This is a genomic window from Longimicrobium sp., from assembly GCF_036399255.1.
In the GTDB taxonomy this organism is placed as follows: domain Bacteria; phylum Gemmatimonadota; class Gemmatimonadetes; order Longimicrobiales; family Longimicrobiaceae; genus Longimicrobium.
In genome coordinates this window covers 29,915-51,922 of record NZ_DASWNM010000028.1, presented here as the reverse complement: position 1 = coordinate 51,922, position 22,008 = coordinate 29,915, and the positions used below count along the sequence as shown (strand labels likewise).

Below are 22,008 nucleotides of genomic sequence, written 5' to 3'. Positions count from 1 at the left end.
TCTCCCGCCGCAGCGGGAGAAAGGGGCCGGGGGAGAGAGGCCGCGCCGGGCGCCGGTTCGATGCGATTCGCCGATCCGTGCGCCCTCGGTCAGCCCAAGCGTAACGAACTGATACAGACTGTTTTCTTGTGCTGCGCGCGCTGGACGATTATACCTAAAGCTTCGTGGACAGCTTGCATCGGGACGCTCTGGACGGCCGGACGGCGGGGGACATTTTTCGCGTTTCCCGCCGCACCGCATCCCGTTCGGGACGACGGTTCCCGATCTGCCCACGAGAAGCGGCGCAGCACGGCGCCAAGCCGGATCCTGAAGTCCAGGGATCCGCAGGGTCGTTCCCCACGTTTCCCCCTCGGAGGCTTCATGACTACGCGTCCCGCTCCCCCTTGGTCTCCCTCACGGCCGCGGCTGCTGGCATTGGTGGCCGGCGCCGTGCTGCTGGCGGCGTGCGCCGGAACCGGACCGGCTCCTTCGGCGGGCCCGGAAACGGGCGGCGGCCTGGGGGCGGGGGCGCCGGCGGCCTCGCTCGACACGCTTACCCAGCCCATGGAGATCACCTCCCGGAACCGCGTCCTGGACGTGACGCTGCGCGCCACGTTCCAGAACCTGTTCGTGGCCGACACCCCGCAGGGGTCGACGATGCGGCTGCGGACCTACCAGGTGATGAACGCCAACGGCGTCGACTACACCGACTCGGCGAAGTACGGGTTTCCCGCGCCCACCCTGCGGGCGTACCCGGGCGACTCCATCCACATCGTGCTGCAGAACCGGATGTTTCCGGAAGGCACCAACACGGAGTGCATGGACTACCCCGCCGCCGACTCCATCGACAAGTTCGAGGACTGCTTTCACGGCGCCAACTGGACCAACATCCACTACCACGGCATGCACGTGACGCCCGACTCCGTGGGCGACGACGTGCTGCTGCTCATCCCCCCCGGCCAGGACCACGAGTACGGCTTCCGCATTCCCGCCAACCAGTCGCCGGGAACGCACTGGTACCACCCGCACAAGCACGGGTCGGTGGCCATCCAGGTGATGAACGGGATGACGGGGGCGATCGTCGTGGACGGCGGGCCGCTGGACTCGCTGGCCGACGCGCACGGGATGGTGGAGAAGGTGATCGCGATGCAGCAGATCGACTCGCTTCCCAACCTGATCGACGTGCCGCCGGGAGCGAACACCAGCGTTCCGCTCACCCTGGTGAACGGCAAGGTCACCCCGGTGATCGTGATGCGGCCGGGCGAGGTGCAGCGGTGGCGGCTGGTGGACGAGAACGTCACCAAGACGGCGGCGTTCCGCGTGGCCTTCCGCGACGATCCCGGCGAGGAGCCGGCGATGTACGACGTGGCCCGCGACGGGGTGACCTACGCGGACACCAACTACGCGCCGGGGGGCGTGCTCACGCGCGACACCAGCGTGCTGGTGGCCCCCGGCAACCGGCTGGACGTGTTCGTACAGGCGCCCCGCACCAGTGGGCTGTTCCTGCTGCGCGGCACCTCGGTGGGGCACGACCGGCCCGGCGACGAGACGCGCAAGGACGGGCTGCGCGACGACCAGGACCCCACCACGGTCCGCGGCCGCCGCGGAGCGAACGCCGCCCTGGGGGCCACGGCGACGAACGCGCTCTTCTACGTATACGTGGACAGCACCCTGGCGCCCAACGGCTCGTCGCTGCCGGCCTCGCTGCCGCCGCTGCAGCCGTTCCTGGCCAACCTGCCCGGAAGCCTGAACCCCCAGCAGATCCTGGCCGACTCCGCGAACCTGGCGGTGGTGGTGTTCGCCTCTACCGGGAGGCCCACCGGGAACAGCGGCTCTCCTCCGCGCTTCTTCGTGGGGACGGCGCGGAACCCGTTCATGCAGTTCGATTCGGACTCGGTGTACGTCCCGCGCAACGCGGCCAACGACTCCATGCCCATGGTGCTGGACTCGGTGCAGACGTGGAAGGTGATGAACCAGACCAACGTGAACCACCCGTTCCACATCCACATCAATCCGTTCCAGGTGATCGACGTCTTCTACCCGAACCCCAACGATCCCAACGCCGCCCTGTACGCGCAGCTGGACTCGGCGGCGCAGCAGCGGGGTTCGCCCATCTGGCTGGACGTGCTTCCGCTACCCCAGAACAACGGCACCGTGGCGGGATACGCCCTCATCCGGCAGGGGTACGAGCCGTTCCGCAACCCGGACGGCAGCATCTGCACCAGCTGCGGGCCGGCGTTCGGCGAGTTCGTGATGCACTGCCACATCCTGGGCCACGAAGAGCGCGGGATGATGCAGGTGATCGAGATCGTTCCCACCGCGGGCATGGCACCCGGCCAGGGGCTGCGGACGGGCGGCCACGGCACACACGGCGGCCACGGCTCGGGCTCGGGGTCCAGCCCCGAAGGCAGCGGACACCGCCACTGACCGTTTCGACGCACTGAAGACGACCGCCCGGGGGCTCCCTGCCTCCGGGCGGTCTTCGTCATCCGAACCGCAACCACGAGAAAAACGCGTCCGGCCGATCGGTGTCCAGAATGACAGTTCAGGTGATCTGGTACCATCTCGGATCCGGGAAAACACGTGTCATACCGAATCCCGCAGTCCATTGTGCACCCAAACTTCTACTGCCGTCTCACACGGAAAGGCACGGAAGAGCACGGAGGAGAAACCGGTCCTCTTGTCTTCTCCGTGTCCTCCGTGTGATACCGAATCCGGGAAAACAACACTTCATGAGTACAGAGGAACAGAGTCAGACAGAGGAACGAGGAGGATGTTTCAGTTCGCTTTCTCTGTCTGACTCTGCTCCTCTGTACGATTATTCTTTTTCAGGATCTGGTCTGGAGGATGAGACGGCCTGTGGGGGGGAATGCACAATCGGGCCGAGAATCTGGTATCATTCTGAGGAAGCGCCCACCCTGGGCTCTCTGGAAAACCACAGAGCCTGTTGGCGCGACCGAAGAATCTCCGTCGGAAACGGGCGGCCCTTCGCGCCGAACCCGGCCGTAACCGACGGAATCGTGCGCCCATCCGGCAGATTCTTCGGTCGGCGCACGGGCTGTGGTGCATTCGGAAAGGACTGGGCGGGCGCCTCCCTCAGAATGACACCGATCCGCAGAACGGGCGGGGGGCCTCGCGCAGAACCCGGCCGTAGCCGACGGGGATCGCACGCCCATCCGGCAGATTCTTCGGTTGGCGCACGGGCGATGGTGCAACCGGAAAGGATGGGCGGGCGATCGGCACGGGACACGTGCATCAGAACTGGACCTCCCGTACGCGGCCCGTCTTGCATAACGATTGATGCAAGATTATCATTCGGACATGACGACGCAGAGGCAGCAGGACCAGATTGGCCGCCGTATCAAGGCGCTTCGCGACGCTCGGAACCTTACGCAGGCGGAACTCGCCCGGAAACTCGGCTTCAGCGATCGCCAAACGCTTGCCGCGATCGAAGCCGGGGAGCGGCGCGTGGGGCCGCAGGAGCTGGTCAGCCTGGCCGAGGCCCTGAACGTGGAGGTCGATCTCTTTCTCGACCCTTTTCAGCTGATTGGCGAAGGCGCGTTCAGCTTTCGGGCGAGAGGGGTAGAGGAAACCGTCCTTGCCGCGTTCGAGGAGCAGGCCCGCCGCTGGATTGCCACCTACCGTGAACTCGGGCTGCAGGCGGGGAGCGAGCCACGCCGCCTCGGCCATAAGCTGGAGCTGTACCCCTGGTCCTCCTTCGAGGACGCGGCCGCCAGCGCCGAGATGCTGTGGAAGGAGTGGGAACTGGGGGATGTGCCGGCGGACCGGCTGGAGGAGGCCATCGAGACGCGGCTTGGCGCGCTGGTGCTGTACGTGGACGCTGCCGAAGGAATCTCGGGCGCGGCGTCGCAGCTGCCGGGGTTGCACACCATTCTGGTAAACCGGCGCGAGTCGCAGGGCCGCCGCTCCTTTGACCTGGCGCACGAGCTCTTTCACGTGCTCACCTGGGACGCCATGCCGCCCCGGCGGGTGGAGCCGCTGGAGGTGAAGCCCGTAAAGGGGAACCGGGTGGAGCAGATGGCCGAAAGCTTCGCGGCCGTGCTGCTGATGCCTGCGCCCATCGTCTCCGACCGCTGGGCGGCGCGTGGAGGGGAGGACCTGCCGTTGTGGATGAGCCGCACGGCCGCGCAACTGCGGGTCAGCATACCTGCGCTGCGGTGGCGGCTGGTGAACCTGGGGCTGATGCCGAAGGCAGAGGTGCAGTCGATGGGTTCTGCGCCTCGACCGGCGGGGGGCGGTCCCCAGCAGATGCCGCTTCTGTTCAGCCGCCGCTTCGTCGAGCGGGTTTCCGGCGCTGTCGAGGCGGGACGGCTCTCCATGCGTCGCGCGGGCGGCCTGCTGGGCCTGTCCCGGACGGAGCTTGCGGACGTGTGCGCCGCACACGGCTACCCTCTCTCGTACGAGCTACCGGGGTAACGCGTGCTGCTGGACGGAGTCGCGCGGAAAGACACGGTCGTGCTGGTGGACACGAACGTGGTGATGGAGGCGGTCCGGACGCGGTGCTGGAACGCCGTTTCCGGTGGGCTGTGCATTGAGACGGTGGAGGAGTGCCGTGACGAGGCGCTACGCGGAGACCGCGGACGCCCGGACTACCTGCCGGTGAGCGAACAGGACCTGGCACGGATCCGGAACGTGCATCCGGTCAGTGCGCTCGAGCGCGCCACCTTTGCGCTGGCATACGGGGATGCCGCGGGAATGGACGCTGGCGAGCGCGACCTGTTCGCGCACGCATACGGCCGTATGACCCGGGGCGACTCCGTGTGGGTCGTGTCCTCGGCGGACCAGGCGTGCGTCCGTGCCTCCGTCGCGTTAGGCTGGCACGAGCGCATGTACTCCCTCGCATCGCTTGCGGCCGCCGTCGGGGCGAATCCCAATCCGGCTCTCCTTGCGCACCACACGGAGCGGTGGCTTGCACACGTGCGCACGAAGTACCTGCTGGGATCGTAGTGCTCAAGGCGCAGGCGCAGAGGACGGCTCTCTGCGCCTGCGCCGCTATGTACCTCACCCTCTCTGGGTGCCTGCCGAGGCGTCCTCGTACAGGGTGACGGCGGTGGTCTTGATGAGCAGGTAGAGCACGGTGCCGGGGACCAGGTGCAGCTCGGTGCTGGCGTCCGCCGTCACCTCGGCCACGACGGGCGGGGCGTCGGTGGCCACGCGCGTGGTCACCAGGCACACGGGGCCCACGCGCTGCACCTTTTCCACGCGGGCGGGGACGGCGTTGCGGGCGGAAAGGCCGGCGGGGTGCTCCAGCGCCAGCACGATCTCGTCCGCGGGAACGCTCAGCAGCAGGGGGCTGCCGGGGGGAAGGGCGCTGCGGGGCACGGTGAGCGCCGGGCCGTCCGGGCCGTGGCCCAGCCGCACGCGGCTGGTCTCGGCCGAGCTTTCGATGACGCGGGCCGGGAGCATGTTCTCGAAGCCCTCGTGCTCCGCCAGCGGAAACACGTCCGGCCGCGTGAGCACGTCCCGCGGCTCGCCCCGCGCCACGATGCGCCCTTCGCGCAGCACGATCAGGTCCTCGCACAGCGCCTGCACCTCGACCGGGTTGTGCGAGACCAGCAGGATGGGAAGCGAGAACTCGGCCTGCACGCGGTGAAGAAAGGGGAGCACTTTGCGGCGCAGCCCCGCGTCGAGCGACGCCAGCGGCTCGTCCAGCAGCAGCAGGCGCGGCCCGGAGCAGAGCGCGCGCCCCAGCGCCACCCGCTGCCGCTCGCCGCCGGAGAGCATGGTCACCGGGCGGCGGAGCAGGGGGGCGAGATCCAGGACGCGGACCACGTTCTCCAGCGTTTGCTCCACGTGGTTGCCGCCGCGCAGGGCCCGCGCCCGGCCGGCGTGCAGGTTGCCCAGCACGTCCAGGTGCGGAAAGAGCAGGCTGTCCTGCGGCACGTAGCCGATGTGCCGCCGCTCCGGGGGGATCCACAGCCGCTTCTCCGTATCCAGCCACGCCGTTTCTCCCAGCCGGATCTCCCCGCGCGCGCCGCGGCGCAGGCCCGCCACCGCCTCCAGCAGCGTCGTCTTTCCCGAGCCGGAAACGCCGAACACGCCCGTCACCCGGTGCGTCGTCCGGAAGTCGACGTCCAGGCTGAACCGGTCCAGCGGCAGGCGCACGCGCACGTGCAGCGGCATCTCTTCGCTCATCGCACCGTGGCGGCGGCGGCCTGCTTTTGCGCCAGCGCCTCGCTGGCGTACACGGCGGCGAACCCCGCGAGCAGGGCGACGACCAGCAGCACGTTGGCCTCGGATTCGCGGCCGGCCTGCTGCGCGCTGAAGATGGCGGTCGCCAGCGTCTGCGTGCGGCCGGGGATGTTGCCGGCCAGGATGATGGTGGCGCCGAACTCGCCCACCGCGCGCGTAAAGCCCAGGATGAGCGCCGCCATCAGCCCGCGGCGGGCCATCGGCAGGGTGTAGCGCAGGAAGGTGGCGGCGCGGCCGTGGCCCAGCGTGCGCGCCATGTCCTCGTAGCGCGGGTCCACCCCTTCGAAGCTCACCCGCGCCGTGCGGACGACGAGCGGCGTGGCCATCACCGCGCAGGCGACGACGACGGCCTTCCAGCTCAGAATCACGTCCAGGTCGATGCCGATGGTGTCGCGCCCCAGCGGCCCGTCGAAGGAGAACAGCTTCAGCAGCAGGTATCCCACGGCCGTGGGCGGCAGGACCAGGGGAAGGCTGAACAGGGTGGATACGACGCGCTTGCCCCGGAAGTCGCGGCGCGCCAGCAGGTACGCCACCAGTGTTCCGGGCACCATCACCAGCGCCGTGGCCAGCGCGGCCCACGCCAGGGTGTTGCGCAGCACCTCCCACACGGCGTGGCTCACGGCGCGGGAAGCGGCTCGAAGCCGTGCCTGCGGAACACCTCCGCCCCCGGCTGGGCGACCAGGTACGCGTAGAACGCCATGGCGGGCTCCGCCGCGCGGCTTTCCGTGAGCCGCGCCAGGACGAAGCGGATGGGCGGGCCGCCCCGCACCTGGTGCAGCACGCGCGTGCGGTCCGCGAACGCCAGCTGGTCGGTGCGGTAGACGATGCCGATGACCCGCGGGTCCGCCAGCACCAGCCCCAGCGCCGCGCGCACGTCGGGCGCGGGGGCCACGCGCCCCTGCACCGCGTCCCACAGCGGCGTTCCGCCGCACCGCACCGACCGCAGCCAGGTGCGCGCGTAGGTTCCCGCCGGCACCGCCTCGGGGTCGCCGATGGCCAGGTTGCGGAACGGCATCGCCGCCAGCGCGCACGGCTCCGCCATCGTCGAGGTGTCGCGCGCGTTGCCCACGACCACCAGCGCGTTGGCCAGCAGGTCGCGGCGCGAGCCCGGCAGCACGCGGCCGGCGCTCTGCACCGTGTCCATCCACGCCGCGCTGGCGCTCAGGAACAGGTCGGGCCCGCGCGTGGCCATGATCTGGTGCGCCAGGTCGTTGCTCCCCGCGAAGTTGAACACCACGCGGACGCCCGTGTCGCGCTCGAAGCCGGCGCCCAGCTCCTCCATCGCCTCGCGCAGGCTGGCCGCGGCAAAGACGAGGATCTCCTCACCCTGCCGTTGCGCCGCAGTTTCCTCCTTCGGCTTGCAGCCGCCCGCCAGAAGGGCCGCGAAGGCCGCCAGCAGCAGGATGGGTCGGGCCTGGATCATCGTCTAAAAGCCGACGCTGGTGAGGATGTTTCTGGATTGACCCGCGTGCGGGCTTGGGCAATGTTGCTCATTGTACTCGCGGGCCGCTCTGCGCCTCGCGGTGGTGGTGCCGTCCTGGGAGCGTCCGCCAGCCGATGCAGCCGAACTCGCCGACTCAGCCTTTGGATTCTACACCGGACACGGACTCGCCGCGAAAGGACGGGGCGATCCGGCGCATCGGCCTGGGCGTGCTGGCGGCGGCCTCGGCGGCGCTCTTCGCCGCGGCGGAGGTGCTGGGCTGGGGCGCCCCGGCGCGGGCGGCGATCATCGGCGGCCTGTGCGTCGCGCTCTGGCTGAGCGAGTGGGTGCCCGTCTGGGTTCCCACCATCGTCCTCTGGGGTGCGACCCCGCTGCTGCTGCGGCCGTTCGGCCAGGACTTCGGGCCGCTGCGGGTGCTGGCGTGGTCGGTGGATCCCGTGCTCGCGCTGTTCTTCGGCGGCTTTGCGCTGGCCGCGGCGGCGGGGCGGCACGGCGTGGACCGCTCGATGGCCGCGGTCGCCCTGCGCCTGTCGCACGGCAGCGCCATGCGGACCATCGCCCTGGCCGCGCTGGCCACCGCGGCGCTCTCGATGTGGATGTCGAACATCGCCGCCGCGGCGCTGATGCTGGGCGCCTTTCGCCCGGTGCTGGACCAGGAGCCGGCCGACGGCTCGCTGCGCCGGGGGCTGCTGCTGTCCATCGCCATGGCGGCCAACGTGGCTGGGATCGCCACGCCCATCGGCTCCGGGCCCAACGGCATCGCCATCGCGGCGGCGGAGCGCTACCAGCACATCACCTTCGTGCACTGGATGGCGTTCGGCGTTCCGCTGACGCTGTCGCTGCTGGTCGCGGTCCTCTTCCTGGTCCGGGTGTGGCTCAATCCCACCGGGCAGGTGCGGCTGCCGCCGGGCTCGCTGGACGGCCCGCGCGGGCGGGTGCGCACGCTGGCGGCGGTGTTCGGCGCCACCGTCGTGCTGTGGCTTACCGAGGCGGTGCACGGCGTGCCCGCGTGGCAGGTGGCGCTCGGTGCCGCCGCCGTGCTGCTGCTGCTGGGCCTGCTGCGTCCGGGCGACCTGCTGCGCATCGACTGGGCGACGCTGGTGCTGATCGCGGGCGGCATTGCCCTGGGCGCGCTGCTGGACCACTCGGGTCTCATCCGCGGGATGGCGGAGCGGCTTCCGCTGGCCGCCGCGCCGCCCACGCTGCGCATTCTGGGCCTGTGCCTGCTGAGCGCGCTGCTTTCCGCGCTGATGAGCAACACCGGCACGGCCACGCTGCTGGTGCCCCTGGCGCTGGCGGTGAGCGGCGCGCCCTCCGCCGCCGTGCTGGTGGCGGTGGCGGCCTCGCTGGGCGTTCCTTTCGTCACCAGCACGCCGCCCAACGCCATGGCCTTTGGCGCGGGGCTGCGCGCGCGGGACCTGCTGGTTCCCGGGCTGGTGATCATGCTGGGCGGCTGCCTGGTGGTGGCGCTCACCGGCCCGTGGGTCCTGCGGATGATGGGCGTCCCCTGACGCTCCGCCCGTGGAGGCGGACCGGGTAACGCCGATCCCGCCACGCCCTTGCCGGGGGCACCGCCGGGTTTGCGGCTCGACGAAGGACATCGAACTGGCGTCCGACGGGGCCCCTCCCGGCCAGGGCATGGCGGTGAGGCGGGCTGACCCCGCAGTTCTCCCCCGTCGGCACGTCTGATGACACGAAAAAACAGATCCCCCCCCCCGGCACCCACGTTCCTAAGAAGACAGTTTACAATGTTCGTGCTTGCCGCTATTCATTCCTAAGGCAGCCATCTTATCAACCCCCTTGGAAAAGAGATATCTGGATGAAGAAACTACGCTTGAACCTGGACACGCTGCGTGTGGAGAGTTTCTCCACCGACCGCGCGGATCATCCGGGCGGAACAGTACGTGGATACGACTACACCTCGGACTGCCCGTCGGAGATGGCCGGCTGTACGGCGAACGTCTACTGCGATGGTTCCAGCGGCTGCGGCGCCTGGACCACTACCACTGGTCCGGTCCCAACCATGTTCAGCTGCGACGTGACGTGTCAGAACGAGAATTAAGCAAACTGGGACAATGCAGCCCCGCCGAGGAATGGCCACCGGCGGGGCTGTTCCTTCCGGCTCCAGAGGGGCGCGCGGGCGGTCGCCACTGCGGAGGCGACTGCCGACCTGCTGGAGGGCGGTGACACTTCATGTCACGGCCGCCCAGGTTGCGCGTGCGGTCGCTAGAAAACCTTTCTCGCGCCTGCATCTTGCTTCCTGACGGGGTAGGCTCACACGCCGTGTGGTTGTTGCAGCGAAGCAGCGAATTCATTCGCCCTTGTGGTGCTCTACCACGGACGGCGGCTCTGTCGGACTACATCATTGCCGCGGGTGCGGGGCGGGGCTGCCGCGACTACCCTCCAGCAGGCCGACACTAGATTCCTCGGCCCTGCGACCTGCGGTGCGGAGGATGATTCTGGCGCGGCCGGGCCTCGGAATGACAGGCATTGGTGACCTTCTCAAGCAACGACGGTCCGCCATCTCGTGGCGACGCCGAACACCAATCCCGCCACGTCCACAACACCCGCTCTCTCGCTCAACCCTGCCAGCCCGCGAAGGCGGGCTTCGTGTGGTTGTTGCAGCGAATTCATTCGCCCTTGCCGGGTTCACCGCCGGGTTTTGCGGCTCGACGAAGGACATCGAACTGGCGCCCGACGGGGCCCCCTCTCCCCCGGCCCCTCTCCCCCGCGGAGCGGGAGAAAGGGGAGAATCCGATCCCGCTTCGACGGGGTTCTGCGCGAGGGGCACGCCCCCTCCGGGCTCGCATTACTCGCCCACCTCCCCCAAAACCCCTGGGGGAGGTTGAACATCGATTCCTGCTACGTGGCAGACACTCGCCCGAACCCCACATCCTCCAGTCCGCGAAGGCGGGCTTCGTGTGGTTGTTGCAGCGAATTCATTCGCCCTTGCAGCCCTTGCAGCCCTTGCAGCCCTTGCAGCCCTTGCAGCCCTGCAGCCTCTGCCGAGTCAATCCTCCGCCGCGCGGGCCATGGCGTGGCGAGCGAGGGCAAAGAGCAGCGCCGCGAGGATCGCGAGCGGCAGCAGCATCCCCCACGTCTCTCCCAGCCGCCCGAAGAGCAGCGCTTGGCGCAGCGCGTCCGACACCAGGGTCAGCGGGTTCCACTGCGCCACGGCGGCCAGCCAGCCGGGCATCTGCCGCGACGGGACCAGCGCCGTGCTGGTGAAGAGCAGCGGCATGTTCAGCACGTGGACGAACACCGCCATGCTCTCCGGCGCGCGCGTCCGCAGCGCGATCCAGCACGACAGGCTTCCGTACGCCGCCGCGAACAGCGCCAGGCCCACGCCGCCGACGAGCACCGCGCCCCAGTCGATCCACAGCCGCGCGCCCAGCATCTTTCCGATCATACCCACCACCAGCGCCTGCGCCAGCAGCCGGCTTACGTCCGCGGCCAGCTTGCCGGCCAGGATCCACCCCGGATGCGCCGTGGACCGCACCATCCGCTGCACGAACCCCGTCTGCAGGTCGCGCACGAGGTCGATCCCCGCCTGCGACGCGCCGAACAGCACCGTCATGGCACAGATGCCGGGGAGCACGAACGTCAGGTACGGGATGCGGAAGTAGCCCGGCCCCAGGTCGTAGCGGTGAAAGAGGAAGCCGAAGATCAGCATCCACCACAGCGGCTGCACCAAGCTGAACGCCAGCGGCACCGGCCGCCGCAGCGACTTGCGCCACCCCCGCCGCGCCGTCTCGCGCGCAATCGCGAGCCGCGCGCTCACGCCCCGCCTCCCCGCCGCGAACCCCCGGTTGCGGACGCGCATGCGTGCGGGACGCCGCACACCGCCGGGCCGCCGAGTCCGCGCAGGCGGACTTTGCGCCTTTCCCGCGGCGAATTCATTCGCTCCGGGAGCCGGACGGCGCGTGGCTCGCTCCCGACCACGCCGACCGATCGCTCCGCCTCCCTTCGCCGCGCCCTCACCCCCGCCTCCCGCGCCCGCCACCACCGCCTCGTCCACCGCCTCCGCCGCCACCCCCCCCGCCTCCTCCGCCGCGCTGCGGAAGGGGAGGCGAATCATCCGCCGCCCACGGCTGTCCCGTCAGGCGAAAATACGCATCCGCCAGGTCCGGCGCATGGCGCGCGTACGCCACGTGGCCATATCCCAGGTCCTGAAGCACCGCAAGGATGGGATCCAGCCCCTCCACCGGCGCGTCCCGCCACACCGTGACGGTGCGGCCGGAGACGACGGCCCCCTCCACGCCGGGCAGCCGTGCCAGCGCGGGGCCGATGCCGCCGGCCTCCGCGCCCGGCTCGCGCTCCAGCGTAACGACGGCCCGCGCGCGGCCGTGCGCCGCCACCAGCGCCGCCGGCGGGCCGTCCGCGATCAGCCGGCCGCCGTGCAGCAGCAGCGCGCGGTCGCAGTGCGCCGCCACCTCCACCAGGTCGTGCGTGGCGATCAGCAGCGTGTTCCCCGCGTCGCGCCAGGCGGCGGCGCGGCGCCAGAGGTCGCGGCGGCCTTCGGGGTCCAGGTTCGACGTCGGCTCGTCCAGCAGCAGCAGGGGCGGGGCGTGGATGGCCTCCAGCGCCAGGTGCAGCCGCTGCCGCTGCCCGCCGGACCAGGTGCCCACGCGCCGGTCCGCGAACGGCCGCAGCCCGTATCCATCCACCACCCCGTCCAGGCACGCCGCCCGCCCGGACGCAGGCAGCCCGCGCAGCGCGTGGAACAGCCGCAGCGTCTCCCACCCCGTCATCTCCGGGTCCAGCGCCGCCTCCTGCCCGGCGTACGCGGCCCGCGCGCGCACGGCGGCGGGATCGCGGCGCGGGTCCGTCCCCATCACCCGCACCGTACCCCCGTCCGCCCGCACGATGCCGAAGAGCACGCGCAGCAGCGTGCTCTTTCCCGATCCGTTGCCCCCGATCAGCCCCACCAGCTGGCCGGCGGGGACGTCCAGGTCCACGCCGTCCAGCGCGCGCACGCCCCCGGCGAATGTTTTCGCCAGGCCGTGCGCGTGGACGGCCGGCTCAGTCGGCGTAGACGATGGTGCCGGCATGCTCTCCGCGCACCGCGGCGGCAATGCGGTCCGGGTCGCGCCCGTTCACCACCTGGAACTGGCGCACCAGCCGCGCGTTCAGCAGCACGTCCATCAGCACCTCGTCGAAGGGCAGGGTCTTCAGCTGCCGCTTCTTCAACTCGTTGGCGCCAATGGAGTCGATGAACGACGCCGACGGGTTCTCCTTGGGATCCTCGGTGTAGAGGCCGTCCACGTCCTTGACCAGCGTGACCGACTTGCAGCCGAAGCACTCGCCCAGGATCAGGCATCCCGCGTCGGTGCGGTGGGGCGGAATGCGGCCGATCTCCGGCGGGTGCTCCCACAGCGAGTAGGGCGGCACGCCGTTGAAGATGACGCCCGGGGCGCTGTGGATGAACAGCGGCAGCAGGTGCCCGAAGATCTCGGGCGGAATGGCCACCACGCCGTACGGCGACAGCAGCGTCCCCAGGATGTGCGCGTTCCCCAGCGCGTCGGCCACGGACACCTGCGCCAGCACCCCCGTCGGCAGCCCCAGGTCGATGCCGATGGAGAACACGTGGCGGCTGCGCACCCCGCCGCCCACCCCCAGGATCAGCTTGCTTCCGCCCTTGAGCAGCTGCGCCAGGACGTCCACGACGGGATAGGTGACCGCGCGTCCCTGGTCCAGGATCGAGCTGCCGCCGATCTTGACCACGTGCACGTCGGGGAGCATGCGCACCACGTCGCTCTCCGTCGACGCCATCACCTGCTTGTCCAGCAGGCTCTCGCGCATCAGCATCGACTGCACGTGGTGGCGGTCGTCCGGCCCCGTCCGCGGCTCCAGAATGGTATCGCTCATGGTCGTTCAGTCCGCGGTGATGATGGTGCCGACGGGCTCGCCCTCGAGCGCGCGGGTCAGGTTGCCGGGCACGAGGCCGTTGATGATCTGGATGGAGCGGCGGTTTTCCGCGTTGGGCATGATGTCGAGCACGGCGCGCTCCACCACCACGTCGTCCAGGTCCATCGCCTTGAGCTCGCTCACGCTGATGCGGGGGATGAACCTGGCGTGGCGGTCCTTCTTGGGGTCCGCCGTGTACAGCCCGTCCTCGTCCTTCACGTAGATCATGGACCGCGTGCCGAACACCTCGCTGATGAGAAAGCACCCCGTGTCGGTGCGGTGCGGGGGGATGCGGCCGATGGCGGGGTTCTTCTGCCAGAAGGTGTATGGCGGCATGCCGAAGAAGATGGCCGCGCCGCGCTCCGCCAGGTAGAGCGGCAGCTGGGGAAACTGCACGGGCTCGATGAAGGGGATGCCGTGCTTGGCCAGCAGGTAGTGCAGCATGCGCGCGTTCTGCATGCTCACGAAGGTGCCCAGCACGCTCAGCACCCCCGTGGGCATCCCCAGGTCGATCCCCACGCTGTAGGCGTGTCGCGCGCGCGTCCCCGCCCCCGTGCCGATGATCATCTTGTGCCGCCCCAGGTTCGCCGAGATCTCGTCGATCAGGGGGAACACCGCCGCGCGGCCGCGGTCGATGAAGCTCTGCCCGCCCACCTTGACCACGTTGGCGTCGGGGAGGATCTGTACCAGGGGGTGCTCGGAGGTGCGCGCCAGCAGCGCCTCGTCCGTCAGGCTGCCGGTGACCAGCGACTGGCCCAGCGCGGTCAGGAGTTCGTTCTGCATTCGGTGTGGGGGATGGGGATGAGGGGACAGGTTACAGGGGACAGCGGGATTGGCTCTGTCGTGAGCCGGCGCGACATGTGGGGATGCTCCCGGATGCGTCGAGAAAGCCGATCTGCGTCCGCGGAGGGCCCCTGAGCGAAAGGCCTGACGGGGGAGAGGGCCCGGCGGGAACGCGACTCACCCCACGCGGATGGCGTCCAGCTCGAACGATTCTTCCTGCTCGCGCGGCTGGCCGAGGTCGCCGAGCGCCGCCTGCGCCCAGGCGCGGAGGTCCGCCAGCACGCGCGCCTTGGCCTCCGCGGGAACGTCGATGCCGGCCAGGCCGCTCTTGCCCTCCCACGCGGCCAGGGAGTCGGCGGGGCGGTGGGGGTGCGTCCAGCGGGCGGCGATGCGCGGCTCCATCCGGCGCCCGCCCGCCTGCTCCAGCGCGGCGAACACGGCCCCGGCGCGCGCGTCGTGGCTGCGTCCCGCAAAGCCCTGCGCCTGCAGCATGCTCCGCATCTGCCGCCGCAGCACGGACTTGACCGAGTCCGGCGGCCTGCGCACGCGCCCCAGCACCAGCCATCCGCCTGGGGCGCGCAGCACGCGGCGCACCTCCGCCGCGGCGTGGGCGGGATCCAGGTGGTGCAGCGCGCGGGCGGAGAACACCACGTCCGTGCCCGCATCCTCCGCGGGCCAGCGTTCGCCGCCATCCGCCACGTGCAACTCCGCGGCGAGCCCCGCCGCCTCCACCCGCTCGCGGAACACCTGCAGCATCGCGGCGGAGCGGTCGAAGCCGGTGTAGCGGATGGGCAGGCGCAGCAGCGGCAGGCTCAGCGCCCCCGTCCCCGCGCCCACCTCGAGCCATCGCTGCCCCTTCACCGGCCCCACGATCTCCGCCAGCGCGTCCGCCACCGCCCGCGCCGCCTCTTCCGGCACTCCCGCGCGCTCGTCGAACCCCGTCGCCTGGTCGTCGTAGAGCATGGAGGTAGGGCGGGAGAGGAGGCTTCCGGGAAGGCTGCCGTGCGGGCCAAGCGTACTGTATCTTGCTGACCGATTATTTGCAAATCTTTCTGCTGCGGAGATTCGTAACAGGCCAGTCTGCGGTAGATGACGGGCGAATTTGGAATCCGGCCATACACAGGGATTCGATCCTGCTCCGCAAAGAAATCCCTGGGATTAGTGAGTCGGGCCGCAGGATTTTTCGTGCGTACTGGCGGAATATGTACCTGGTTCGTAGCTTCTGCCGGTCCGGCGTTGCCGGGGTACAACTCCACTTTCTCCTGGAGGCACGCATGCGTCTCGTTCGCAACACGGTCGTGGGACGGGGATTGTTCGGGCTCGCGATGGTCGCGGCGCTCGCGTTTGGCGCGAGCCAGGCAGCCGCGGCGCCGGCCGCAGAGAAAAGCGCGGAGCGCGCCTGCGGCCCCACATGGTGCAACAATATTTGCATCAGGGGCGGCTTCGAAGGCGGCTACTGCTACGGCGGGTACGACTGCGTCTGCTACTAACCGCTGACCAGGATTTACGCGGCGGAGCCGGCAGCGGGCACCAACGCGCTCCGGTTTCTGGGGGAGATCGCAAGGTCGAGCCGTGTGGGCGCCGGGGGTGCGCACGCCAGCCACGGCCTTGCGATTAGCCGTGCGTGTGATGCACCCGCGCGAAAAATCCGCGAAGGTGTTATCTTATCCGGAGCATACGGGAACACTCACTCTCCGGGGATATCGCATTGTCGCAACTTGATCTGGCCGCCGAGATGGCCGCGGCGCGTGCACGGCGCGCGGAGCAGACGGCTCGCTCGCTTCGCGAGGCACGCGTGCAGACCATCCGTGGGGCCGTGCGCCCCGGCTCTACCCGCCTCGAGATCGAGGAGCGGGCGCGCAGCTTTTATCCGCGCCTGAACGCGGAGCTGCTGGAAGAGGTCGTGGACCTGGTGTGCGACGACGGCCGCGGCCATACGCCCGTCGCGGCGTCGGCCCCCGCCGCCGAGCCGGAGACGGAGCAGGCCGAGCGCTAACCCGCTCGCACGTTCCGCCAGATACGAAAGGCCGCGCCCAGGAATGGGCGCGGCCTTTCGCGTGTCCTGCACTGCCTGCCTGTCCGCCTCAATGAAGTCAGCGAGGCGGAGCGAACCCGGCTCCGTTGACTCCGTGTGAGCTCCCCACCCGCTCCTCAGAGGGTGTTGCCAAGCCTTGAAGCTAACAGCGGAGCGGTGACTTCCTGAGGGAGCGCACCACGCGTAACCAGAAGCCACACAACCGCCTGCGCGCGACCGAAGGATCTCGTCCGCCTTCGCGAAGGACTGTCCTCCGGGCGCGGCAGCCGGCCGCCCGGTTCTGCTGGCGAGATCCTTCAGTCGGCGCCAAAGTCCATCGTACCCGCAGGTTGCGTAGCAGCGCCTCCCTCAGGAAGTCAATCGCAGGGCGAGGTTTAGCAACACTCTCCAGAGTGTGTTCAAGAATCCCTGCGCTCGCGCCCGGATGTCATTTCGAAGGAGGCGCCAGACCGCACCATCGGCTCGCACGAAATCCTGCGCGCCGACTGAGAAATCTACTGTCTGCTGCTGGTGCCCCGCCGCACCGCTCCGGCACTGGCCCTGTCCGCCCGTGTCGTAGCCACAAGGTAAGCACGGGCTACCGCGTCTGCCCTCCAGCAAATCCGACAGGGGATTCCTCGGCCCTGCAACCTCTGGTGTGAAAGCAGGCTACGGCGTGGCCGGGCCTCGGAACGACAGCGCTGGTAGATCTGCCTGGATGTGCAGCGTCGGATTCTTAAACACGCTCTCAGGGAACCTGGGTCAGCCGCAGCCGCACCCGGCCCGCCGTTGCCGGCTGTTCCCTGTTCCCTGTTCCCTATTCCCTATTCCCTATTCCCTATTCCCTATTCCCTATTCCCTATTCCCTATTCCCTCACCCGAAAGAACCCGCCCCCACGCTTCAATCCGCGGACGGACCGCCGTTGCGCAGGTACGCCCGCACGTCGCCCAGGTCGTAGCGCCCGTTGCGGTTGCCGAATGCGTCCACGGCGGCCTGCTCGCCCTCGGGCGGGGGCGCGGTGCCCAGGTAGGGGCCCAGCAGCAGCGCGGCCCCCAGCAGCGGCCGGCGAAGCACGCCGATGCGCGCCTGGCCGCCCGCCACGGTAATGGAGAGCGCCAGGTTCGACGGGCCGCCGGCGTTCAGCCGCAGCGACGGCGTGGTGGCGTCGGACAGGATGTGGGTGCCGGTGAACACGTCGCCCGCCTCGCCGCGGTTGCCGCCCTCGGTGGCGCTGCGCAGCAGCGTGCCGTTGCCGTCCGCCTCGACCAGTCCCACGCGGTAGATGCGCGGGCAGGTGGGGCAGGGGCGCAGGGGGCGCGACGGCTCCACGTGGTAGATGAGCACCCCGCCGGCGGGAAGGCCCGAGTCGTAGCCGGTGTTGGGGCGGTACTCCAGCAGCAGGTACTCGTCCGCGCCGCGCAGGGGAATGCGCAGCGAGCGGCCGGAGACCTGCACCGGCGGCAGGGTGAAGAACTGGTTCACCGCCGCCCCCGCGTCCGTCTCCACGATCCACCCCAGCCGCTGCTTTTCGTACGCGCCCATGTGCGACGGGCGCATCACCTTGCCAAAGCTGGCGCCGTCGCCGCACCCCCACGAGCCGGCCGCCATCAGCGTCCAGCACCCCAGCACCCAGCGGCGCTGCCCGGGAAGAATGCCGCCCGCGGGGTCGTAGAAGTCCGGCAGCCCGAACGCGTGCCCGGTCTCGTGCGCGATGGTGGGAATGCCCTGCCGCGTGCCGTCGCAGCTCACCGCGCTCTGCATGATGTAGTCGTCCACCAGCACCGGCTGGCCATTGGGGCGCAGGTCGTCGCTGCGGAACGCCGACCCCGTCCACCCGCGTACGGCCGAGCGGTGCGGCCACGGGCCCGGCCCGCCGCACGACGCGTCGACGTCCGTGTACTGGAACACCACCACGTCCACGTAGCCGTCGTCGTCGCCGCTGTTGGGCACGCCGTCGAGGCCGTCGTTGTCGTACTGGCCAAAGTTCACGGTGGCGTCCACGCGCCGCAGCGCGTCCGTCATGTACTCGCCGATCTGCGCGTCTTCGCCCAGCCCCATGGACGCGCCCACGGCGGCGGCGCGCGTCACGCCGGTGCGCACCCAGGGGAGCACGCTCCCCGTAAGGCTGACGCGGCCGCCGCTGATCTCGCGGTAGAAGTCCGTCAGGCTGCCCGTGGGGTTCTGCCCGAACAGCGCCTGCTGCGTAAGGTCGGTGCTGAACGGCGGCTCCGGCGAGTCGGCGAACAGCGTCATCACCACCACCATCCGCATCTCGCCCGTGGCCGGCAGGATGGCCGCCTGGCCGCCGCCCTGCCGGATGGACATCGCCCCGCCCGGGACCCGGTCCCTCCACCCGCGCCGCAGCTCGAAGAAATCCGGGTCCCGCCGCACGCGCTCGTAGTAGCCGGCGGGGAGCGTCACGCCGCGCGCCCGCGCCAGGGTCTCGATGTCCTGCGCCGCCGCCGGCTCCCCGCCGAATCCCATCGCCATGGCGCCCGCCGCCAGCAGCAGCGCCCGTCCGCGTATCGTCATCTCCCCCTCCTCAGCGGCTGAAGGTGACGCGGTAGCCGTCCAGCGACGGCCGCGGCTGGTCGCTTCCGTCCACCACCTCCACCACGCGGACGGCGGGCGGGGCCTGGCCGGCCGCCATGGTCACGCGGAACTCGATGGGGCCGGCGGGCTCCTGGATCAGCACCACGCGGGTGCTGGTGGGCGAGGCGGGCTGCGTGTGCAGCGTTCCCGTCCCGGCCTCGATGGATTCCACGCCGGGGCCGGTAAGCTCCAGCGCGACGGCGCCCTCGGCTCCGTTGGGCGACTCCAGCACGGCGCGGTACTCGCCCCCGTCGCCGAGGCCGGTGCCGCCCCGCTCGCAGGCGCCCAGCGCCAGGACGGCCGCGAGGACGGTGAAGATGGCTGGGATGCGCATGATGCTTTCGATGGGATCGGGGATGGCCGCGCGGCGTGGCGGCGCGGACGTTGGTACAGGCGATGTGAGACGTACGTTCCGCCCGTAGAACGCGCGCATCGGGGCGGGTCTGACACCCCGCGTCGGGTTGCGCCCGGCGGCGCGGGCCCCCTATCGTGCACCCGGTGAGCGGGACGCGTGCGATTTTGAGCCGGCCGCGTCCCGTCCGGCCGCGGGAGCGAACGAGTTCGCCGCGGGAAATTCGCGAAAGTCCGCCCGCGGGAGCGAATGGATTCGCCGCTGGAAAATCGCAAAGTCCGCCTTCGCGGACCCGGCGGCCCGGCGGTGTGCGGCGTCCCCGGCATCTGCGCGTCCGCCGCGGGGCGATCCGCCGGTCCGGTGCGCACGCCGCGCCGTCATCCTGCTTCCGTGTCTCTTCTCTCCATCCGCCGCCGGTGACCCTGACTCCTTCCGCCGGCCCGCGCCCGCTCACCGTAGGCATCTGCACGCGCGACCGGCGTGCGTCGCTGCTGCGCTGCCTGCGCTCGCTGCGGCACGCGGAGGCGTTCATCGACCGCGTGCTGGTGGCGGACGACGGCTCCGATCCGCCGGTGGAGGCGTGGGTGCACGAGGCGCTGGGCGCCGACGCGCCGCCGGGGCTGACGACGCTGCGCGTGGAGACGTCCATCGGCCCCACGGCGGGGCGCAACCGCATCTCGGCGGCGGCGCGGACGCCGTACATCCTGTACCTGGACGACGACGCGGCGGTGCTCTCGGAAGCGGCCGTGCGCGACGCGCTGGCGGTGCTGGACGGCGATCCCGCCGTGGCCGCGATCGCCTTTGCCCAGGCGGACGCGGAGGGGCGGCTGTATCCCCCCGGCGCGCAGCCGTCGGCGGCCACGGTGCCGTCGCTGGTGAACACCTTCATCGGGTTCGCGCACATGGTGCGGCGGGAGGCGCTGGTGGCGGCCGGCGGGTACCGCGAGATGCTGGGGATCATGGGCGAAGAGCGCGAGCTCACCTTTCGGCTGCTGGACGCCGGCCTGCACGTGGTCTACCTCCCCGGCGCGCCGATGGCGCACCTGTCGGACCCGGCGGGGCGCGACGCGCGCAAGTTCCTGTTCCAGACGGTGCGCAACGACGCGCTCTCGGGCCTGCTCAACGAGCCGCTCCCCGTCGCGCTGGGGATGCTGGGGCCGCGGCTGCTGCGCTACTTTCCCATGCGCCGCGGCTGGGGCGGCGAAGACCCCGGCGGCTTTCGGCGCATCGTCCGCGGGGTGGCGGATGCGCTGCCGCGGGTGCGCGCGGAGCGGCGGCCGGTGCGGTGGTCCACGCTGCGCACCTGGTACGCGCTCAAGGTTTCGCCGCCCTACCACGGACCCGGAGCCGCGCCGTGAGCCGGCCGCGGCGGCTGCTGACGCTGGGGCACTCGTACGTGGTGGGCACCAACCGGCGGCTGGCCCGGGCGATTGCAGAGGCCGGGGCGGGGGAGTGGGAGGTGACCGCCGCCGCGCCCGCCAGCTTTCCCGGCGACCTGGGGCCGATCACCCTGCGGCCCGAGCCGGGCGAACGCGTGGAGGCGCTGCCGCTGCGCGCGGCGGGCGGAATCCACACCATGCTGTACGGCGGCGAGCTGCGGGCGCTGCTGCGGCGCGGGTGGGACGTGGTGCACTGCTGGGAAGAGCCGTACATCCTGGCGGGTGCGCAGGTGGCCACGTGGACGCCGCGCGAGTCGAAGCTCGTCTTTGCCACCTTCCAGAACCTGCGGAAGCGCTATCCTCCCCCTTTCCGCTGGACGGAGCGGTACGCCATGCGCCGCGCGGCGGGGTGGATCGCCTTCGGCCACACGGTGGAGGGCGCGCTGCACGACCGCCCCGGCTACGCGGACCGTCCGCACCGGGTGATCGCGCCCGGCGTGGACACGGACCTCTTTCGCCCGGATCCCGCGGCCGGCGCACGGGTCCGGGCTTCGCTGGGGTGGATGGACGAGGGGCCGCCGGTGGTGGGCTACCTGGGCCGCTTCGTCCCCGAGAAGGGGCTGGATACGCTGATGCGCGCGCTGGACGCGGCCGCGGAGCCGTGGCGCGCGCTGTTCGTCGGCGGCGGGCGGATGGAGGCGGAGCTGCGCGCGTGGGCGGCGGGCCACGGCGACCGCGTGCGCATCGTGACGGGGGTGGACCACGCGCGCGTGCCGGAGCACCTGAACGCGATGCACCTGCTCTGCGCGCCCAGCCGCACGACGGCTGCGTGGCGCGAGCAGCTGGGGCGCATGCTGACGGAGGCCATGGCGTGCGGCGTCCCCGTCGCCGGCAGCGCCAGCGGCGAGATCCCGCACGTCATCGCCGACGCCGGCCTCATCGTCCCCGAAGACGACGTCCCCGCGTGGACGGAGTCCATCGGCCGCCTGCTGGCGAGTGCCGGCTTTCGCGCGGACCTCTCCGCCCGCGGTCTCGCCCGCGCGGAGGCCGAGTTCTCGCTCCGCGCGGTGGGACGCCGGCACCTGGAATTCTTTAATGAATTGCTCGCGGATTCACCGCGTCCTTCGTGAGAAGGTGTTTCCTGACATCCCACCGCGCTTGATTTCCTGAGGGAGGCGCCGCTCCGTAATCTGCTGGCACGATGTACTTTGGCGCCGGCCGAAGGATCTCGCCGGCAGGATTGTGGGGCTGGATGTTGGGCGAAGATCTTGCCCCTCGCGGTCGGAGAGGAGGTCCTTCGGTCGCGCGCAACCGGTTGTGTGGCTTCTGGTTGCACGTGGTGCGCTC

At 70.6% G+C, this 22,008-nt stretch carries 18 protein-coding genes; 8 read left to right on the top strand and 10 right to left on the bottom strand.

Going from position 1 to position 22,008, the window contains the following annotated elements; all coding sequences use genetic code 11:
• Positions 1–360 precede the first annotated feature (360 nt).
• The 3 genes from VGC13_RS05225 to VGC13_RS05215 all read left to right on the top strand — a co-directional run bounded on the left by VGC13_RS05225 (position 361) and on the right by VGC13_RS05215 (position 4,947).
• A complete protein-coding gene (locus VGC13_RS05225) occupies positions 361–2,406 on the top strand; it encodes a multicopper oxidase family protein (protein ID WP_331124160.1) in 2,046 nt (681 codons plus the stop codon).
• A gap of 894 nt (positions 2,407–3,300) precedes the next feature.
• Complete coding sequence (locus tag VGC13_RS05220) at positions 3,301–4,416, top strand: XRE family transcriptional regulator (protein ID WP_331124159.1); 1,116 nt, start codon at positions 3,301–3,303, stop codon at positions 4,414–4,416.
• A 3-nt stretch (positions 4,417–4,419) separates the two neighbouring features.
• A complete protein-coding gene (locus VGC13_RS05215; RefSeq protein ID WP_331124158.1) occupies positions 4,420–4,947 on the top strand; it encodes a hypothetical protein in 528 nt (175 codons plus the stop codon).
• 54 nt (positions 4,948–5,001) lie between these two features.
• Here the strand turns inward: VGC13_RS05215 and modC are convergent, their stop codons facing one another.
• The 3 genes from modC to modA are packed head-to-tail and all read right to left on the bottom strand — an operon-like array spanning position 5,002 to position 7,615.
• Complete coding sequence (gene modC, locus VGC13_RS05210; RefSeq protein ID WP_331124157.1) at positions 5,002–6,135, bottom strand: molybdenum ABC transporter ATP-binding protein; 1,134 nt, start codon at positions 6,133–6,135, stop codon at positions 5,002–5,004.
• On the bottom strand, positions 6,132–6,812 hold the full coding sequence (gene modB / locus VGC13_RS05205) for a molybdate ABC transporter permease subunit (RefSeq protein WP_331124156.1): 681 nt from the start codon (positions 6,810–6,812) through the stop codon (positions 6,132–6,134). Before modB ends, modC begins: the two co-directional genes overlap by 4 nt.
• The gene (gene modA, locus VGC13_RS05200) at positions 6,809–7,615 is read right to left on the bottom strand and encodes a molybdate ABC transporter substrate-binding protein (protein WP_331124155.1); all 807 of its coding nucleotides are present in this window, start codon (positions 7,613–7,615) and stop codon (positions 6,809–6,811) included. The genes modB and modA overlap by 4 nt, the downstream gene beginning before the upstream one ends.
• Positions 7,616–7,776: 161 nt before the next feature.
• On the opposite strand from modA, the gene VGC13_RS05195 reads away from it, so the two are divergent.
• Positions 7,777–9,144, top strand: a complete 1,368-nt coding sequence (locus VGC13_RS05195) for an SLC13 family permease (protein ID WP_331124154.1) — start codon at positions 7,777–7,779, stop codon at positions 9,142–9,144.
• Between the two features lie 1,499 nt (positions 9,145–10,643).
• On the opposite strand, the gene VGC13_RS05190 is transcribed toward VGC13_RS05195, so the two are convergent.
• From VGC13_RS05190 to VGC13_RS05170, 5 genes are all read right to left on the bottom strand, one after another.
• Complete coding sequence (locus VGC13_RS05190; protein WP_331124153.1) at positions 10,644–11,414, bottom strand: ABC transporter permease; 771 nt, start codon at positions 11,412–11,414, stop codon at positions 10,644–10,646.
• A 196-nt stretch (positions 11,415–11,610) separates the two neighbouring features.
• Positions 11,611–12,684: an ABC transporter ATP-binding protein gene (locus VGC13_RS05185; RefSeq protein ID WP_331124152.1), complete on the bottom strand. Its 1,074-nt coding sequence runs from the start codon at positions 12,682–12,684 to the stop codon at positions 11,611–11,613.
• Entirely contained in the window at positions 12,656–13,501 is an 846-nt protein-coding gene (locus VGC13_RS05180) for a hypothetical protein (protein ID WP_331124151.1), read from the bottom strand. The genes VGC13_RS05185 and VGC13_RS05180 overlap by 29 nt, the downstream gene beginning before the upstream one ends.
• Positions 13,502–13,507: 6 nt before the next feature.
• Positions 13,508–14,323 carry a hypothetical protein gene (locus VGC13_RS05175; RefSeq protein ID WP_331124150.1) on the bottom strand — a complete coding sequence of 272 codons (816 nt, stop codon included), beginning with the start codon at positions 14,321–14,323 and terminating at the stop codon, positions 13,508–13,510.
• A 177-nt stretch (positions 14,324–14,500) separates the two neighbouring features.
• Positions 14,501–15,286, bottom strand: coding sequence for a class I SAM-dependent methyltransferase (locus VGC13_RS05170; protein ID WP_331124149.1), 786 nt, complete (start codon positions 15,284–15,286; stop codon positions 14,501–14,503).
• Positions 15,287–15,597: 311 nt separating this feature from the next.
• Here VGC13_RS05170 and VGC13_RS05165 point away from each other — a divergent pair, with 311 nt between their 5' ends.
• Both VGC13_RS05165 and VGC13_RS05160 read left to right on the top strand, forming a co-directional pair.
• Positions 15,598–15,813, top strand: coding sequence for a hypothetical protein (locus VGC13_RS05165; protein ID WP_331124148.1), 216 nt, complete (start codon positions 15,598–15,600; stop codon positions 15,811–15,813).
• Positions 15,814–16,031: 218 nt separating this feature from the next.
• Positions 16,032–16,319 (top strand): hypothetical protein, encoded by a 288-nt coding sequence (locus VGC13_RS05160; protein ID WP_331124147.1) that lies wholly within the window; start codon positions 16,032–16,034, stop codon positions 16,317–16,319.
• A gap of 919 nt (positions 16,320–17,238) precedes the next feature.
• Here the strand turns inward: VGC13_RS05160 and VGC13_RS05155 are convergent.
• Both VGC13_RS05155 and VGC13_RS05150 read right to left on the bottom strand, forming a co-directional pair.
• The gene (locus VGC13_RS05155) at positions 17,239–18,870 is read right to left on the bottom strand and encodes a M6 family metalloprotease domain-containing protein (protein WP_331124146.1); all 1,632 of its coding nucleotides are present in this window, start codon (positions 18,868–18,870) and stop codon (positions 17,239–17,241) included.
• A gap of 10 nt (positions 18,871–18,880) precedes the next feature.
• Entirely contained in the window at positions 18,881–19,264 is a 384-nt protein-coding gene (locus VGC13_RS05150; RefSeq protein ID WP_331124145.1) for a hypothetical protein, read from the bottom strand.
• Between the two features lie 434 nt (positions 19,265–19,698).
• Here VGC13_RS05150 and VGC13_RS05145 point away from each other — a divergent pair, with 434 nt between their 5' ends.
• Positions 19,699–20,640, top strand: coding sequence for a glycosyltransferase family 2 protein (locus VGC13_RS05145; protein WP_331124144.1), 942 nt, complete (start codon positions 19,699–19,701; stop codon positions 20,638–20,640).
• Complete coding sequence (locus VGC13_RS05140) at positions 20,637–21,791, top strand: glycosyltransferase family 4 protein (protein ID WP_331124143.1); 1,155 nt, start codon at positions 20,637–20,639, stop codon at positions 21,789–21,791. The genes VGC13_RS05145 and VGC13_RS05140 overlap by 4 nt, the downstream gene beginning before the upstream one ends.
• The last annotated feature ends 217 nt before the right edge of the window (positions 21,792–22,008 follow it).

What these genes read in the sequence shown, in the direction of transcription:
- VGC13_RS05225 (WP_331124160.1), top strand. Translation starts at nt 361, where the DNA reads ATGACTACGCGTCCCGCTCCCCCTTGGTCTCCCTCACGGCCGCGGCTG.
- VGC13_RS05220 (WP_331124159.1), top strand. Translation starts at nt 3,301, where the DNA reads ATGACGACGCAGAGGCAGCAGGACCAGATTGGCCGCCGTATCAAGGCG.
- modC (WP_331124157.1), bottom strand. Translation starts at nt 6,135, where the DNA reads ATGAGCGAAGAGATGCCGCTGCACGTGCGCGTGCGCCTGCCGCTGGAC.
- modA (WP_331124155.1), bottom strand. Translation starts at nt 7,615, where the DNA reads ATGATCCAGGCCCGACCCATCCTGCTGCTGGCGGCCTTCGCGGCCCTT.
- VGC13_RS05185 (WP_331124152.1), bottom strand. Translation starts at nt 12,684, where the DNA reads ATGCCGGCACCATCGTCTACGCCGACTGAGCCGGCCGTCCACGCGCAC.
- VGC13_RS05180 (WP_331124151.1), bottom strand. Translation starts at nt 13,501, where the DNA reads ATGAGCGATACCATTCTGGAGCCGCGGACGGGGCCGGACGACCGCCAC.
- VGC13_RS05175 (WP_331124150.1), bottom strand. Translation starts at nt 14,323, where the DNA reads ATGCAGAACGAACTCCTGACCGCGCTGGGCCAGTCGCTGGTCACCGGC.
- VGC13_RS05170 (WP_331124149.1), bottom strand. Translation starts at nt 15,286, where the DNA reads ATGCTCTACGACGACCAGGCGACGGGGTTCGACGAGCGCGCGGGAGTG.
- VGC13_RS05165 (WP_331124148.1), top strand. Translation starts at nt 15,598, where the DNA reads ATGCGTCTCGTTCGCAACACGGTCGTGGGACGGGGATTGTTCGGGCTC.
- VGC13_RS05155 (WP_331124146.1), bottom strand. Translation starts at nt 18,870, where the DNA reads ATGACGATACGCGGACGGGCGCTGCTGCTGGCGGCGGGCGCCATGGCG.
- VGC13_RS05150 (WP_331124145.1), bottom strand. Translation starts at nt 19,264, where the DNA reads ATGCGCATCCCAGCCATCTTCACCGTCCTCGCGGCCGTCCTGGCGCTG.